General features: G+C 67.8%; 12 protein-coding genes. 5 read left to right on the forward strand and 7 right to left on the reverse strand.

Annotated elements, in window-relative coordinates:
* The first annotated feature begins 352 nt into the window (after window positions 1-352).
* Window positions 353-790 carry a hypothetical protein gene (locus HWX09_RS14880; protein ID WP_027781621.1) on the forward strand — a complete coding sequence of 146 codons (438 nt, stop codon included), beginning with the start codon at window positions 353-355 and terminating at the stop codon, window positions 788-790.
* An 851-nt stretch (window positions 791-1,641) separates the two neighbouring features.
* Window positions 1,642-2,478: a bifunctional allantoicase/(S)-ureidoglycine aminohydrolase gene (locus HWX09_RS14885; RefSeq protein WP_027781620.1), complete on the forward strand. Its 837-nt coding sequence runs from the start codon at window positions 1,642-1,644 to the stop codon at window positions 2,476-2,478.
* A gap of 79 nt (window positions 2,479-2,557) precedes the next feature.
* On the opposite strand, the gene HWX09_RS14890 is transcribed toward HWX09_RS14885, so the two are convergent.
* Window positions 2,558-2,971 carry a hypothetical protein gene (locus tag HWX09_RS14890; protein WP_027781619.1) on the reverse strand — a complete coding sequence of 138 codons (414 nt, stop codon included), beginning with the start codon at window positions 2,969-2,971 and terminating at the stop codon, window positions 2,558-2,560.
* A 251-nt stretch (window positions 2,972-3,222) separates the two neighbouring features.
* Window positions 3,223-4,101, reverse strand: coding sequence for a helix-turn-helix transcriptional regulator (locus HWX09_RS14895; protein ID WP_027781618.1), 879 nt, complete (start codon window positions 4,099-4,101; stop codon window positions 3,223-3,225).
* Window positions 4,102-4,199: 98 nt separating this feature from the next.
* On the opposite strand from HWX09_RS14895, the gene HWX09_RS14900 reads away from it, so the two are divergent.
* The gene (locus HWX09_RS14900) at window positions 4,200-5,090 is read left to right on the forward strand and encodes an SDR family oxidoreductase (RefSeq protein ID WP_027781617.1); all 891 of its coding nucleotides are present in this window, start codon (window positions 4,200-4,202) and stop codon (window positions 5,088-5,090) included.
* Between the two features lie 353 nt (window positions 5,091-5,443).
* On the opposite strand, the gene HWX09_RS14905 is transcribed toward HWX09_RS14900, so the two are convergent.
* The gene (locus HWX09_RS14905; protein WP_027781616.1) at window positions 5,444-6,238 is read right to left on the reverse strand and encodes an aminoglycoside phosphotransferase family protein; all 795 of its coding nucleotides are present in this window, start codon (window positions 6,236-6,238) and stop codon (window positions 5,444-5,446) included.
* Window positions 6,239-6,480: 242 nt separating this feature from the next.
* Here HWX09_RS14905 and HWX09_RS14910 point away from each other — a divergent pair, with 242 nt between their 5' ends.
* Both HWX09_RS14910 and HWX09_RS14915 read left to right on the forward strand, forming a co-directional pair.
* The gene (locus tag HWX09_RS14910) at window positions 6,481-8,613 is read left to right on the forward strand and encodes a PBP1A family penicillin-binding protein (protein ID WP_027781615.1); all 2,133 of its coding nucleotides are present in this window, start codon (window positions 6,481-6,483) and stop codon (window positions 8,611-8,613) included.
* Window positions 8,614-8,621: 8 nt separating this feature from the next.
* A complete protein-coding gene (locus HWX09_RS14915; protein ID WP_027781614.1) occupies window positions 8,622-9,233 on the forward strand; it encodes a trimeric intracellular cation channel family protein in 612 nt (203 codons plus the stop codon).
* A gap of 83 nt (window positions 9,234-9,316) precedes the next feature.
* On the opposite strand, the gene HWX09_RS14920 is transcribed toward HWX09_RS14915, so the two are convergent.
* From HWX09_RS14920 to HWX09_RS14935, 4 genes are read right to left on the reverse strand one after another with little or no spacing between them, the layout of a single operon-like run.
* Window positions 9,317-10,138, reverse strand: coding sequence for a heme ABC transporter ATP-binding protein (locus tag HWX09_RS14920; protein ID WP_027781613.1), 822 nt, complete (start codon window positions 10,136-10,138; stop codon window positions 9,317-9,319).
* A gap of 19 nt (window positions 10,139-10,157) precedes the next feature.
* Window positions 10,158-11,252, reverse strand: a complete 1,095-nt coding sequence (locus HWX09_RS14925) for an iron ABC transporter permease (RefSeq protein ID WP_027781612.1) — start codon at window positions 11,250-11,252, stop codon at window positions 10,158-10,160.
* Window positions 11,253-11,267: 15 nt separating this feature from the next.
* Window positions 11,268-12,185, reverse strand: coding sequence for a helical backbone metal receptor (locus HWX09_RS14930; protein WP_027781611.1), 918 nt, complete (start codon window positions 12,183-12,185; stop codon window positions 11,268-11,270).
* A complete protein-coding gene (locus HWX09_RS14935) occupies window positions 12,182-13,273 on the reverse strand; it encodes a hemin-degrading factor (protein ID WP_027781610.1) in 1,092 nt (363 codons plus the stop codon). Before HWX09_RS14935 ends, HWX09_RS14930 begins: the two co-directional genes overlap by 4 nt.
* Window positions 13,274-13,308 lie beyond the last annotated feature (35 nt).

Below are 13,308 nucleotides of genomic sequence, written 5' to 3' on the forward strand. Positions count from 1 at the left end.
TCGTTCGGATGCCGCTTACGGCGTGTGCAGATGTGTTGCCACGTGTGTCTCAAACGTGCGATCGCCTGCATGAGGCGCCTGTCCCGGTACGGGGCCGAACCCTTGCGTGCGTCAATACCGACAAGGGTTTCGAGCGATTTCCAGTACGCGTTCGACATGCGTGATTCGTAAACAACTTGTTACCAGAATGTCCACGGCACGAATGTGGGACCGGTGCTATTCTTCGCCGCAAGCTCATTGAAATGAATTGGTCCGCGGTTCGGCACATTGCCTGGCCCGACGTCGATCGATTCAGATCGTCGTACCGAGCGGACCTCGATAACCAGAATTGCGAACAAGGAAGAATACGGGAATGTGGAAGAAAATCGCCCCCGCTCTCGTCGTCGCCGTGCTGACCGGCGCGACTGCACTGCCGGCAGTAGCCGGTGACTTGAACAATGCGCTCGGCGGCGCGCTCGGCGGGGTTGCCGGCGCAGCGGTCGGCGGCGCGGTCGGCGGCAGCACCGGCTCCGTCATCGGCGGCGCGATCGGCGGCGGCGCCGGCGGCGCGGTGACGTCGAACCGTCGCGAGCGCACCGGCGCGATCATCGGCGGCGCCCTCGGCGGCGGCGCAGGTACCGCGGCAGGCAATGCGATGGGCGGCCGTACGGGCGGCCTGCTGGGCGCGGCGGTCGGCGGCGGCGCCGGCGCGGCACTCGGCGGCAACATGTCGCGCAGTTCGTACGATCGCGATCATGGCGACCGCGGCTACCGTCACCGCAAGCATCGTCACCACCGCGACTGGGACTGATCGCCGCTGGCGCGGCACGGTGCGCGACTCGCGCACCGGCGCGCCGACGGCGTCGGCATCCCGACGCGAGCTTCAGCCCGGCGCCCTGCCGGGCCGCTTCGCCGGCCAGACCGGCGATTCTCCTCCGGCTTCATCAGCCGCAGCCATGTGCCTGATCGACGGGCCGGTCATTCTCCTCCCGCCGTTTTTCCGTTTCTCGACGATATCGTCTGCCGTGTCCGAATGCGTCCGGACAGGGTTGGCCGAATCACATCTGCTTTTCCTTCGGCACGTCGGCTCGTTCCACGCTGACCTGATCGTCTCCCGCAATCCTGCCGCAGCGATCCGCTGCCGCGCACGTAGCAACCGCCTTCGACTCGCGTAACGGGCTGCTGCATCGAGAGCGGCGCTTGCACGCTGCGTTGCCGTGCACGGACGCATTGGACGAATGTCGCAACGGTCAGGATTTCCCTGATGGTCGGCCCGCCCCGCAACGCTTCCCCACTGCGCATCGCGGGTGCCGACGGGTAGTGCGAAATCGAATGGATGTCATCGCAACATTTAATTGGTCGATCGGGATCGACTTCGCTATCGTCGGCGATGCTCGCGTACGGAGTCGAACCGTGCCGCCGTCCGCGCCTCGCCGCATGATCGAGAGCGCAGCGGCGCGGCCGGCAGCCCGACAACCCGGGCCGCCGTGTCCGCTGAACCGGACGGACCCGACGCGAAGCCTGGCCGACCGATCGAAGGCGCATGCGCTTTCAGCCACCCCGGCAACGATGTCCCGCCGCCGCATGCGTGCCCCACGCGCATGCGAAGCGCCCGATGCCGTTAGCGCCCGGGGCCGGACCAACCCATTGCCTGGATGCAATATGTCTAAGACAACGTATTACGCGCCGCATGGCGGCCACCCGCCGCAGACGGATCTGCTGACCGATCGCGCGATGTTCACCGAGGCGTACGCGGTGATTCCGAAGGGTGTGATGCGCGACATCGTCACGAGTTGGCTGCCGTTCTGGACCCACACGCGTCTGTGGGTGATCGCCCGCCCGCTGTCGGGTTTCGCGGAAACCTTCTCGCAGTACATCGTCGAAGTGAATCCGGGCGGCGGCAGCGACAAGCCCGAGCAGGACAAGAACGCCGAAGCCGTGCTGTTCGTCGTCGAAGGCGAAGCCGAGCTGACGCTGCAAGGCAAGCAGCACACGCTGAAGCCGGGCGGCTATGCGTTCATTCCGCCGGGCGCGGACTGGACGTTGCACAACGTCAGCGATGCCGCGGTGCGTTTTCACTGGGTGCGCAAGCACTATCAGGCCGTCGACGGCATTCCGCTGCCGGAAGCGTTCGTGACCAACGAGCAGGACGTCGAGCCGATCCCGATGCCGGGCACCAACGGCGCATGGGTGACGACGCGCTTCGTCGACATGAGCGACATGCGTCACGACATGCACGTGAACATCGTGACGTTCGAGCCGGGCGGCGTGATTCCGTTCGCGGAAACGCACGTGATGGAGCATGGCCTGTACGTGCTCGAAGGCAAGGCCGTTTATCGCCTGAACCAGGACTGGGTCGAGGTGGAAGCCGGCGATTTCATGTGGCTGCGCGCGTTCTGCCCGCAGGCCTGCTATTCGGGCGGGCCTGGGCGGTTCCGTTATCTGCTGTACAAGGATGTGAACCGTCACATGAATCTGACGCTGAACCCGGCGCGCTGAAACGCCGCGCAAGTCGGATACGAAAGCCCGTCGGTGCAAGCCGGCGGGCTTTTTTTCGGGTGCGTCGTGGGTCGGAAAGTCAGCGGGTAAGCTGTCCGACAATTCGAACCCACACCGTGCGAAGGCGTCGCGCGCGGTCTTCGAAGAGGTATGAGGCCGCCAGCGCCAGGAGACCTGAAATCGCACCCGTCACGATGTGCTCGACATAGGGGATACGGTAATGACTCGTGTGCGAGTAGGCATCGCCCAACGTCGTCAGCACGCCAACGACCAGCGCATTGCCGTATCGATGCGCGTAGAGTTTCGAGACAGGCGTGAAAGTCAGGAGTACAGCCAGAAGGCCGGTAAGCAGACCGGTATGAAATGCGATAGTCCAGTGCGCAACGCTCGCGATGTTTCCCCAGCTCCCCGGCATGCAGGTCATGCACGCACTGGTCGGCTGCCAGAAACGCTGAACAAACAGTCTGACGCGGTGCTTCCACTCGGTTGACATGATGCGTTTCCATCAATGCCGTCGCCACGGCCGACGCCACTACGCGTAGACGGGGCGGCTGTGCGCCGTAGAGGCCGGGTAATCGCCTGAATATGCGGGAATACTACTCCACGATCAGACGGCCGCTGTTTCGAGCGGGCTCGGGATTCAGCGCTTGCGTCTATCGGTGCGGCGCCGTCCGTGACGCGCGTCGAAGGATGCGCTGGCGCGGGAAGGCGACGGCTGGCGTCGACCCTGAACGGTCGCCGACGTCATCCAGCTCGTACGTCCTCTTGCGACGCATCTTCGGCCACAGCATCGCGCTGATGTAGTGCGGCAAGCGCCCTGATTCGCTCCGCGACTTCACTGTCGAGCGGCGTATAGATGATCAAGCCCAGGTCTGGCCGACCGTCAACGGAAAGTGCCGAGTACTCCAGTTCGACCGTGCCCAGCGTGGGATGCTGAAGTCGCTTGACGCTGTCTCCTTCGCTCTGGTCAAGTACCTCGTTGTCCCGCCACAGCGCGTCAAACTCCGCGCTAAGATCGCGCAATTCGGCAACCAGCTCGCCGACCTCGGACGCGAGACCCGCGCGAGCCACATCTGCTCTGAACGCGCCTACCACGACACGGGCGATGCTTTCCCAATCGTGCTGCTTCTCGCGGACGGCGGGATTGCGAAACAGGAATTGGAGAATATTGCGCTGACCGGACGGCAAGGTCCCGTAATCAGTCAGCACCACCGCGGCGGCACGGTTCCAGGCAACGACGTCCCAGGTAGCGGTCTTGATGATCGCCGGGCTGGCGTCCAACGAATCGAGCAGCCGCTGCAACCGAGGATTGACAGTGTTGACAGGGTTATAGCGGACCTCGGGCGGCCGCCCAAGCCCGAGCATGAAAAGATGCTCGCGCTCGGCAGGCGTCAGCATCAGGGCACTGGAGATCCGGTCCAGCACCTCCGCAGAAGGCGCACCGCCACGCCCCTGTTCGAGCCATGTGTACCACGTCGGGCTGATATTGGCGCGCTGGGCCACCTCTTCACGGCGTAGTCCAGGCGTTCGCCTGCGCCCGGTAAATCCAAAGCTCGCGGGGTCAAGGCGCGTCCGGCGGCTTCTCAGAAAATCTCCAAGCGACCTGGGCGTATTGACTGACATAGTGAACCTGTTAGTCGCTTTACTATGATGAGGTCACTACTTTAACGGGATAACAAATGATCGGATAGTGGACACCTGACGACCAAGGAGGCTTCACCATGCGTATTTTCCTGACAGGTGCGACGGGCTTTATCGGTTCGGCGCTCGTCCCCGAACTCATTCGGGCCGGTCATCAGGTGATTGGTTTGACGCGCTCGGACGCGGGAGTGCGAGCACTCATCGACGCGGGCGCCGAGCCGCATCGCGGCACGCTCGAGGAGCCGGAAAGCCTGCGTAGCGGCGCCGCAAAGGCAGACGGCGTTATTCACCTGGCGTTCGACCACGATTTCACCCGGTTCGCCGAGAATTGCGAAAAGGACAGGCGCGCGATTACCGCACTCGGCGCCGCACTCGCGGGTTCCGATCGACCGCTGATCATCACGTCGGGGACCGGAATGGGCGGCGGCCAGCACGGCGAACCCGCGACCGAAGACATCTTCAATGCCAGTCATCCCAATCCGCGCATTGTCTCCGAACTGACGGGGCAGACTCTGCTACAACAGGGCATCAACGTGTCGGTGGTACGACTGCCGCAAGTTCACAATCCGTTCAAGCAGGGCCTCATTGGGCCGCTTATCGACGTGGCTCGTGAAAAAGGTGTAGTTGCCTACGTCGGTGACGGAAGCAACCGCTGGGCGGCCGGCCACCTATCCGACGTCGCGCGTCTCTACCGGCTCGCACTGGAGGCGCGCGAACGGGGCGCGCGTTATCACGCTGTCGGCGAGGAGGGCATCAGCAGTCGCGAAATCGCCGAGGCGCTGGGTCGAGGCCTTGAGTTGCCAGTTATTTCGATCGCCCCGACGGAAGCCGCAGCGCATTTCGGATGGATGGGGATGTTCGTCGGGCTGGATATGCCCGCTTCGAGCGCGTGGACACAGGCGCGATTGGATTGGCACCCGACAGGACCAACACTGATCGAGGATCTCGACGAAGCGCGGTACAGGACATAAGCGTCGTTTTTGAGGTTGCATTGCACGACGTTTTCCAGCTCCACTCGGACCTATCCGTCATTTCGTGGGCGGGGCATATCATGAGGCGTAAAAGTCATGGATATGCGGACGAAGAAGAAAAGGCAAACCGTAGCGCGTCAGGCATCAGCCCGCGGGCCGCTGCAGCCCGCCTGACAACGATTCCGAAATCTCTCGAAACTTTCATCGATATTGACCAAAGGCAAGCGGGTACTGAAGATTGTCGGTGATCTAGTCGTTATGGTCGAGTGTCTGAAACTGGCCGAATACCGGTGGTCTTCGCCGCTTTCCCGCGGAAATCCGTGATGGGCTGTTTTCATGGTCGATGCGTATCGCTACAACCCGAGCGCACCCGCCGCAAGCCTCGCGACCTGCAGCCGCGTATCGGGCGGCAGTTCATCTTCGATCAACCACACGGCCGATAGCCCCGACCACGCGAGTATCCATTGCAGCAACCGCCGCCGGTCGAGCCGCGCCGCATCTGCCACGAGCACAACGCGCCGCTCGAAATGCACCGGATCGACCGCAATGTCATGCATAGGATTACAGAACAGGTTCGCGTAATCGAACGTGTGCTCGCCGCGTAGTCCTTTCGGGTCGATCGCGCGCCAGCCGCGATCGCCGAAATGCAGGATGTTGTCGTGATGAATGTCGCCGTGCAGCACGACTTCGTCGACGGATGGCCCCGCCAGTAACTGGCGTGCGATCGCTGCCGAGCGCCGCAGCGCGTCGTTGTCTGCATCGTTCGACAGCAACGCGTAGAACCAGTCGTGCAGCGGCACAACCGTAGGCACCTGCGGCGCACGATGCGCATGCAGCCGCGCGACGACGTCGCAGGCGATGCGCATCGTGTCGTCATCGTGGCCCGCTGCCGACAACGCGGCCAGCGACGGCGCCGGCTGCGCGCGTTCAAGCAGGATCGCGTCGCCGTCGTGTCGCCACACCTGCGCGGCGCCTTGCCCGTTCCACCAGGCCATCAGTGCATTGCCGCGCCGTTCTTCGTCGCACGTCGCGACCTTCAGCATCGCGGGCCGCGCGTGCCAGACGACCGGCAGCAGGCCGCCGCTCGCGGTCAGGATCGGGCCGCCGTCGGGAACGAGGCCCCACAGGTCGAGGTATCGATCGAACATCCGACGATGGTACAAGCGAACCGGTTCACGCGCCCGGCGCGCTCGGTCGCGACGACATGCCGCAGACCCGCATGCACGGTGTGAGCGAGCCCCAAAGCACTTTCCTAAATAAAATTTAGCCAGCCAAACTTTGGCTAAAGAATGTTCCGGTTTCGCGTGATCCCTTCGACAATGCGCGCCTTTCGTGACCGATCGGCGCCGCTCGCGCGCCGGCCGTCGCGGCACTGACGAAGGAGCCCGACATGACCGACCACACCGCCAATCCGCCGCCGCCGCCGTCCACGCCGCCATCCGCACCACCGCGCCGCCGCCGTGTATGGCGCACGCTCGCGGGCGCGCTGCTCGGCCTGACGCTCGCATGCGCGGGCATCGGCGCATGGACGATCGATCGCATCTGGACGCAGTTGCCGTCCGTCGAGCACCTGGCTGTCTATCGTCCCGCGCTGCCGCTGCGGATCTTCTCGCGCGACGGCGACCTGCTGGCCGAATACGGCGTCGAGCGGCGCGAGTTCGTGCCGCTCGAACGCATCCCGCCACTGATGCGGCACGCGCTGCTTGCGGCCGAGGACGCGAAGTTCTACGAACACGGCCCGGTCGATGTCGGCGGCCTCGCGCGCGCGACGTTCGCGAACGTCGTCACCGGGCAGCCGGGGCAGGGCGGCAGCACGATCACGATGCAGGTCGCGCGCAACTTCTACCTGACGCGCGACAAGGTGCTGAGCCGCAAGCTCGCCGAGATCCTGATGGCGGCCAAGCTCGAACGCGAATACAGCAAGGACAAGCTGCTCGAGTTGTACATGAACGAGATCTATCTGGGCGAACGCGCGTACGGCTTCGCGGCCGCCGCGCACGTGTACTTCGGCAAGCCGCTCGACGCGCTGAGCGCGGGCGAGGCGGCCGTGCTCGCCGGGTTGCCGAAGGCGCCGTCCGCGTTCAACCCGGTCGTCAATCCGGCGCGCGCGACCGCGCGGCGCAATTACGTGCTCGGCCGGATGCACGCGCTCGGTCAGATCGATGAGGCGACGTATCGCGCGGCCGTCGACGCGCCGGTCGCGCTGGCGACCACGCCGCCGCCCGGGATCGTCGCGGCGCCGTACGTCGCCGAGCGTGCGCGCCGAATGATGGTCGAGCGGTTTCATGACGACGCGTACACGCTCGGCCTAGACGTGACGACGACGATCTCGATGCGCGACCAGCGCGCGGCCGAAGCCGCGCTCGAGCGCACGCTGAGCCGGCAGCCGCGCGCGAAGCGCGACGCGCGCAACGGGCTCGAAGGCGCGCTCGTGTCGCTCGATGCGGCCACCGGCGACATGCTCGCGCTGGTCGGCGGCGCGGATTTCAATCGCAACGTGTTCGACCACGCGCTGCAGGCGTATCGCCAGCCGGGGTCGAGCTTCAAGCCGTTCGTCTATTCGGCGGCGCTGGAGAAGGGCTACTTCCCCGGCGTGCTCGTCGACGATACGCAGCGCACGCTCACGCACGCGGAAACCGGCGCACGGCCGTGGCGTCCGCGTAATTTCGGCAATCGCTATGAAGGCTTCATCCCGGTGCGGCGCGGGCTCGTGCGCTCGAAGAATCTGGTCGCGGTCAGCCTGATGCAGGCCACCGATGCGCGCTACGTGCAGCAGCACGCGGTGCATTTCGGCTTCGACGCGCAGCGCAATCCGGCATCGCTGCCGCTCGCGCTCGGCGCGGGCGCGGTGACGCCGCTCGAACTCGCGAGCGCATACAGCGTGTTCGCGAACGGCGGGACGCGGATGGAGCCGCGCCTGATCCTGTCGGTGAAGCAGCGTCACGGCGGCGCGATGTACGAGGCGACCGTGCCGGCGGGCGAGCGGGTCGTGTCGGCGCGCAATGCGTTCGTGATGGACAGCATGCTGCGCGACGTCGTGCGGGCCGGCACCGCACGCGGGGCGCTCGCGCTGCGGCGTGACGACGCGGCGGGCAAGACGGGCACGTCGAACGGGTCGAAGGACGTGTGGTTCGCCGGCTACTCGTCGGGCATCGTCGCGGTCGCGTGGCTCGGCTACGACACGCCGCGCCCGATGGGGCGCGCGACCGGCGCGACGCTGGCGTTGCCGGTCTGGCTCGACTACATGAAGACGGCCGTCGACGGGCGCACGCCGGTCGATGCGACGCCGCCGCAGGACGTCGCGCTCGTCGACGGCGATTTCGTGTACGCCGAATACACGCGCGGCACGTGTACGGCCGACGTGCCGCCGTATATCCGCAGCCGCTTTGCATGCGGCGGCGCGGCGGTGCGGGACGCGTCGGACGCGCCTGCCGACAACGGCAGGCCCGGCGAGCCGATGCCCGCCGCCGTCGATGCGGCCGAGCGCGAACGCGTGCTCGACCTGTTCCGGACCGACGACTGACGCGCGCCATGCATACGCTCTATCTGATCGCGATCGTCGCGGAAGCGATGTCGGGGGCGCTGATGGGCATGCGCCGCGGGATGGACCGCTTCGGCCTCGCGCTCGTCGGCGCGGTGACGGCGCTCGGCGGCGGCACCGTGCGCGACGTGCTGCTCGGCCACTATCCGCTCGGCTGGATCGCGCATCCCGAATACCTGGTGATCACGCTCGTCGCGGCGACCGTCGCATCGTGGGCGGCGCGGCACGTCGTGCGGATGAAGACGCTGTTCGTCACCGTCGATGCGATCGGCCTCGCGGCGTTCACGATCATCGGCTGCGACATCGGCGCGTCGACCGGCACGGCGCCGATCATCGTCGTGCTGGCCGGCGCGATCACGGGCGTGTGCGGCGGGATGCTGCGCGATTTGCTTTGCAACGAGATGCCGCTGATCCTGCGCGAGGAACTGTATGCGAGCGTCGCGTTCGTCACGGGCGCGCTGTATGTCGGGATGCAGCATCTCGGCATCGACGCGGGCTTTGCGACGGCGATCGCGCTGGCGGTCGGCTTCGCGATGCGGATGCTCGCCGTGCGGCTGGGCTGGAAGATGCGGAGCTTCGGCGCGGCGGATGTCGAGCATTGAGTACGGCGGGCGTTCGTGAAGGCCGCCAACGAGGGCAGCACGCGACATCGAGCGGCACGACGATCTTGCAATACACACCTGCGCTACGCGGGCACCATCACCGGCGGCGTCCCGTCGCCGGTTTCCACCATCTTCACCGCGAAGCCATAGCACCGCGCGATATGGGCAGGCGTCATCACGTCGCGCGGGGCGCCATGCGCGACGATCGTGCCGTCGGCGAGCATCGCGATCGTATCCGCATGCCGCGCGGCGAGGTTCGGATCGTGGACGATCGCGAGCACGCCGAGCTGCCATTCGCGCGCGACGGCGCGAACGGTATCGAGCAGCCGGTGCTGGTGCGCGAGATCGAGCGCGGCGGTCGGCTCGTCGAGCAGCAAGTAACGTGGGCCGGATTCCGCTGCGTCGTGGTCCGGCCACAGCTGCGCGAGGACGCGGGCGAACTGCACGCGCGCGAGCTCGCCGCCCGACAGCGTCGTGACGTCGCGGCCGACGAGCGCTTCGGCGCCCGCACGTTCGAGCGCGCGCCAGGCGATGTCGCGATCGCGGTGCGACGTGGCGCCGCTGCGCCGCGCATGCGGATAGCGGCCGAGCAGCACGATTTCGTCGACGCTGAACGGGAAGGCTGGCTGCGCGGCCTGCGGCAGCACCGCGCGCAGGCATGCGAGCCGCGGTGCGTCGATGCGCGCGAGCGGTTCGCCGTTCAGCGTGACGTCGCCCGTCACGCGCACGCCGTTCGGCGCGACGTTGCCGGTCAGTTCGCCGGCGAAAGTCTTCAGCAGCGTGCTCTTGCCCGCGCCGTTGCGGCCGAGCAGCGCGGTCACGCGGCCGGGTTCGATCGACAGCGACAGGTCGTGCAGGATCGTGTCGTGCCGGCGGGCGACGTCGAGGTGGTGGGCAGTCAGCATGGTCGTCGTGAAAAAGGGATTACCCGCCGAGCGCGCCGCGGTTTTTCCACAGCAGCGCGAGGAAGAACGGCGCGCCGAGCAGCGCGGTCAGCACGCCGAGCGGAATATCGGCGGGCGCGGCGACCGTGCGCGCGGCCAGATCGGCCGCGAGCGTCAGCAACGCGCCGAGCAATGCGGCGCCGGGCAGCACGATGCGCTGGTCGGGGCCGCACGCGAGGCGCACGCAATGGGGCGCGACGAGCCCGATGAAACCGATGATGCCCGCGCACGACACGAGCGCGCCGATCGCGAGCGCGACCGCGACGAGCACGCGTCGCTTCAGTTGCTGCACGGGCACGCCGAGATGCAGCGCTTCGGTTTCGCCGAGCTGCAGCGCGTTCAGTGCATCGCGTTCACGCACGAGCAGCACGCAGCCGATCGCGACGCACGGCGCGACGGCCGCCAGCGTCGACCATTGCGCGCCGCCGAGGCTGCCGAGGCTCCAGAAGGTCAGCGAACGCAGCTGCGCGTCGTCGGCCACGAACGTGAGCAGCCCGATCGCTGAGCCGGCCAGCGCATTGATCGCGATTCCCGCGAGCAGCAGCAGCGGCAGCGCAAGCCGGCCGCGCGATGCGGCGAGCCGGTAGACGAGCATCGCGACCGCGAGGCCGCCCGCGAACGCGGCGCCCGGCAGCGCGGCTGCGCTCGCGTGTGCGGCGAAGAGCGCGGGGCCGAGCACGATCAGCGTGGTCGCGCCGAGCGCGGCGCCGCTCGACACGCCGACGAGGCCCGGATCGGCGAGCGGATTGCGGAACAGCGCCTGCATCGCGGCGCCGGTCGCGCCGAAGCCGCCGCCGACCAGCAGCGCGAGCGCGACGCGCGGTGCGCGGATGTCGAGCAGCACGGCGCGCGCCTGTTGCGCGGCCGGGTCGCCGCTCAGCGCGGCCCAGGCTTCCGCCAGCGGAATGCGGTACGCGCCGACGCACAGCGCGACGACGGACATCGCGCCCACCAGAACGGCGAGCGCGGCCAGGACGAACGGCGCGAAGCGGCGCGACGTGCCGACGCGCGCGGCGCCGGCGCCGGTGCGCGAGGCGGGCGATGGCGCGTCGAAGGGCGAAGCGTGAGCGGGCATCGTGTCGATCCGGGATCAGGCGAGCGCATCCGACAGACGTCGATGCAGGGTCGTGACGGCGAGCGGCAGGCGCGGGCCGAAGCCGAGCAGGAACAGCGCGTCGAGCGATACGACGCGCCGCGCGCGGCCGGCCGGCGTCGCGCCGAAGCCGGGTGTCGCGAGCAGCGCGGCGTGACCGCCGACGGCCGCCAGCCCTTCGTCGGAGATCAGCACGACGTCGGGGGCGGCGGCCGCGAGCGCCTCGGTCGTCAGCGGCTTGTAGTGATCGAAGCCTTGCATCGCGTTGCGCGCGCCCGCATAGCGGATCATCGCGTCGGCGGCCGTGCGCTGGCCGGCGACGAGCGCCTGGGTGCCGGTATGGTTCAGCACGAACAGCACGCGCGGCGGCTGCGCGCCGCCGGGTACGCGCGCGGCGACTGCGTCGCGTGCAGCCTGCCAGTCGCGATCGAAACGCCGCAGCAGCGCGGCGCCCGCATCGCGCACGTTGAGCGCCTGCGCGACGCCGGTGATCTTCGCGCGCACCGATTCGACGTCGTGGCGCTCGTCGAACGTCCTGACCGGGACGCCGGCGCCTTTCACCTGCGCGATCGCCGTCGGCGGACCGGCTTCCGCCGATGCCAGCACGAGATCGGGCCGCAGCGACAGCAGCCCTTCGGCCGACAGCGCGCGCTGGTAGCCGACCTTCGGCAGGCGCTTCGCGGCGTCGGGATACGTGCAGGTCGTGTCGGCGCCGACGAGCCGGTAACGCGGCGTCTCGGCGCCGCCGAGCGCGAATGCGGTCTCCGCGAGCGCGCCGCCGATCACGATCACGCGCTTCGGTGCGGCCGGCGCAACTTGTGCGAGCACGCTACCGGGCAGCGCGCCCGCGAGCGCGCCGGCCGCCGCGCTCGCCAGCACCGCGCGGCGGCGCGGATCGAATGGCCGCGCGCTCACCGCGCGTCCCCGCGTGCGGCCGGCGGCAGCGTCGCGACGAGCGCGCGCCAGTCGTCGCGTTCGACCTTTCCCGGCTTGCGCTCGCCGAACAGCAGCGCGACGTGGTCGCCCTGCCGGTCGAACAGTTCGAGCGACGTGACGATGCCGTCGCTCGTCGGCTTCTTCACGACCCATGCGGCGGCGAGCAGGTCTTCGCGCACGTGCAGGTTGAAGCCCGGATCGAGGACGTTGATCCACGCGCCGACCTCGCGCACGTTCGCGACGGGCCCCGTATGGATCTGGATCATCCCCGCGTTGCCGACGAACACCATGATCGGCTGGCCGCTTTGGGCTGCCCGTTCGAGCACATGGCGCAACGCATGCGCGGTTTCGACCGGATACGCGTATTGCGGGTCGGCGAGGCGCAGCGCCTGCATGCGGCTTACGCCGAAGCGCTGCGTGATGCCGAAGAACTGGTGCGTGTCGGTCATCGCGTCCCACGCGGCGCGAAAGCCCGCGACGTCGATCTCGCTGTCCGCGCGCTCGGGCGTTTTCGGCGCGGCGGGCGCGACGTCGAGGCCGGCTTCCTGCGACGGCGCGCGCCAGCGTTCGACGAACGCGTCGTATGCGGCGTGATCGCTGTGCGCGCGCAGGTAGACCTTGTGGATCGCATGGCCTTGTGCATCGAAGAACTGCAGGCTCTTCAGCGGGCCGTGCGCGGTCTCGTCGCGCACCGCGAACGCCGACACCCAGTGACGATAGAAGATGCGCAGGTCGATGTCGCCGAGCGCGAGGCCGACGGGGCCATCGTGGCTCATCTGCGCGTACTCGCCGTCTTTTTCGTGGACGGCCGTGTCGTTGCGCGTCAGCGCCATCACGCAGCCGAGGCGCGGCATTTCCTCGAACATCGCCGGAAAGCGCGCTTCGAGCCGCACGACGTGCTCGCCGACGAACGCGGCGAGCGCCTCGCCTTCGCTGACGCCGAGCGCCTGCGCGACGTCGCGGTTGCGCAGCTGCCGCTCCGTCTTGAGCTTGATGAACGCGTCGCGCAGTGCGGCGGCCGCGCGGGCCGGCGTGGCCGATTGACCGGGAAGGGCGGATTGCATCATGTCGGACTCCTTCAAGTAACGGTTGGGGTGGCAGC

Origin of the sequence: Burkholderia sp. BCC1208 (genome assembly GCF_902833095.1) — a bacterium.
In the GTDB taxonomy this organism is placed as follows: Bacteria; Pseudomonadota; Gammaproteobacteria; order Burkholderiales; family Burkholderiaceae; genus Burkholderia.

What these genes read in the sequence shown, in the direction of transcription:
- HWX09_RS14885 (WP_027781620.1), top strand. Translation starts at nt 1,642, where the DNA reads ATGTCTAAGACAACGTATTACGCGCCGCATGGCGGCCACCCGCCGCAG.
- HWX09_RS14895 (WP_027781618.1), bottom strand. Translation starts at nt 4,101, where the DNA reads ATGTCAGTCAATACGCCCAGGTCGCTTGGAGATTTTCTGAGAAGCCGC.
- HWX09_RS14920 (WP_027781613.1), bottom strand. Translation starts at nt 10,138, where the DNA reads ATGCTGACTGCCCACCACCTCGACGTCGCCCGCCGGCACGACACGATC.
- HWX09_RS14880 (WP_027781621.1), top strand. Translation starts at nt 353, where the DNA reads ATGTGGAAGAAAATCGCCCCCGCTCTCGTCGTCGCCGTGCTGACCGGC.
- HWX09_RS14915 (WP_027781614.1), top strand. Translation starts at nt 8,622, where the DNA reads ATGCATACGCTCTATCTGATCGCGATCGTCGCGGAAGCGATGTCGGGG.
- HWX09_RS14910 (WP_027781615.1), top strand. Translation starts at nt 6,481, where the DNA reads ATGACCGACCACACCGCCAATCCGCCGCCGCCGCCGTCCACGCCGCCA.
- HWX09_RS14905 (WP_027781616.1), bottom strand. Translation starts at nt 6,238, where the DNA reads ATGTTCGATCGATACCTCGACCTGTGGGGCCTCGTTCCCGACGGCGGC.
- HWX09_RS14935 (WP_027781610.1), bottom strand. Translation starts at nt 13,273, where the DNA reads ATGATGCAATCCGCCCTTCCCGGTCAATCGGCCACGCCGGCCCGCGCG.
- HWX09_RS14890 (WP_027781619.1), bottom strand. Translation starts at nt 2,971, where the DNA reads ATGTCAACCGAGTGGAAGCACCGCGTCAGACTGTTTGTTCAGCGTTTC.
- HWX09_RS14925 (WP_027781612.1), bottom strand. Translation starts at nt 11,252, where the DNA reads ATGCCCGCTCACGCTTCGCCCTTCGACGCGCCATCGCCCGCCTCGCGC.
- HWX09_RS14900 (WP_027781617.1), top strand. Translation starts at nt 4,200, where the DNA reads ATGCGTATTTTCCTGACAGGTGCGACGGGCTTTATCGGTTCGGCGCTC.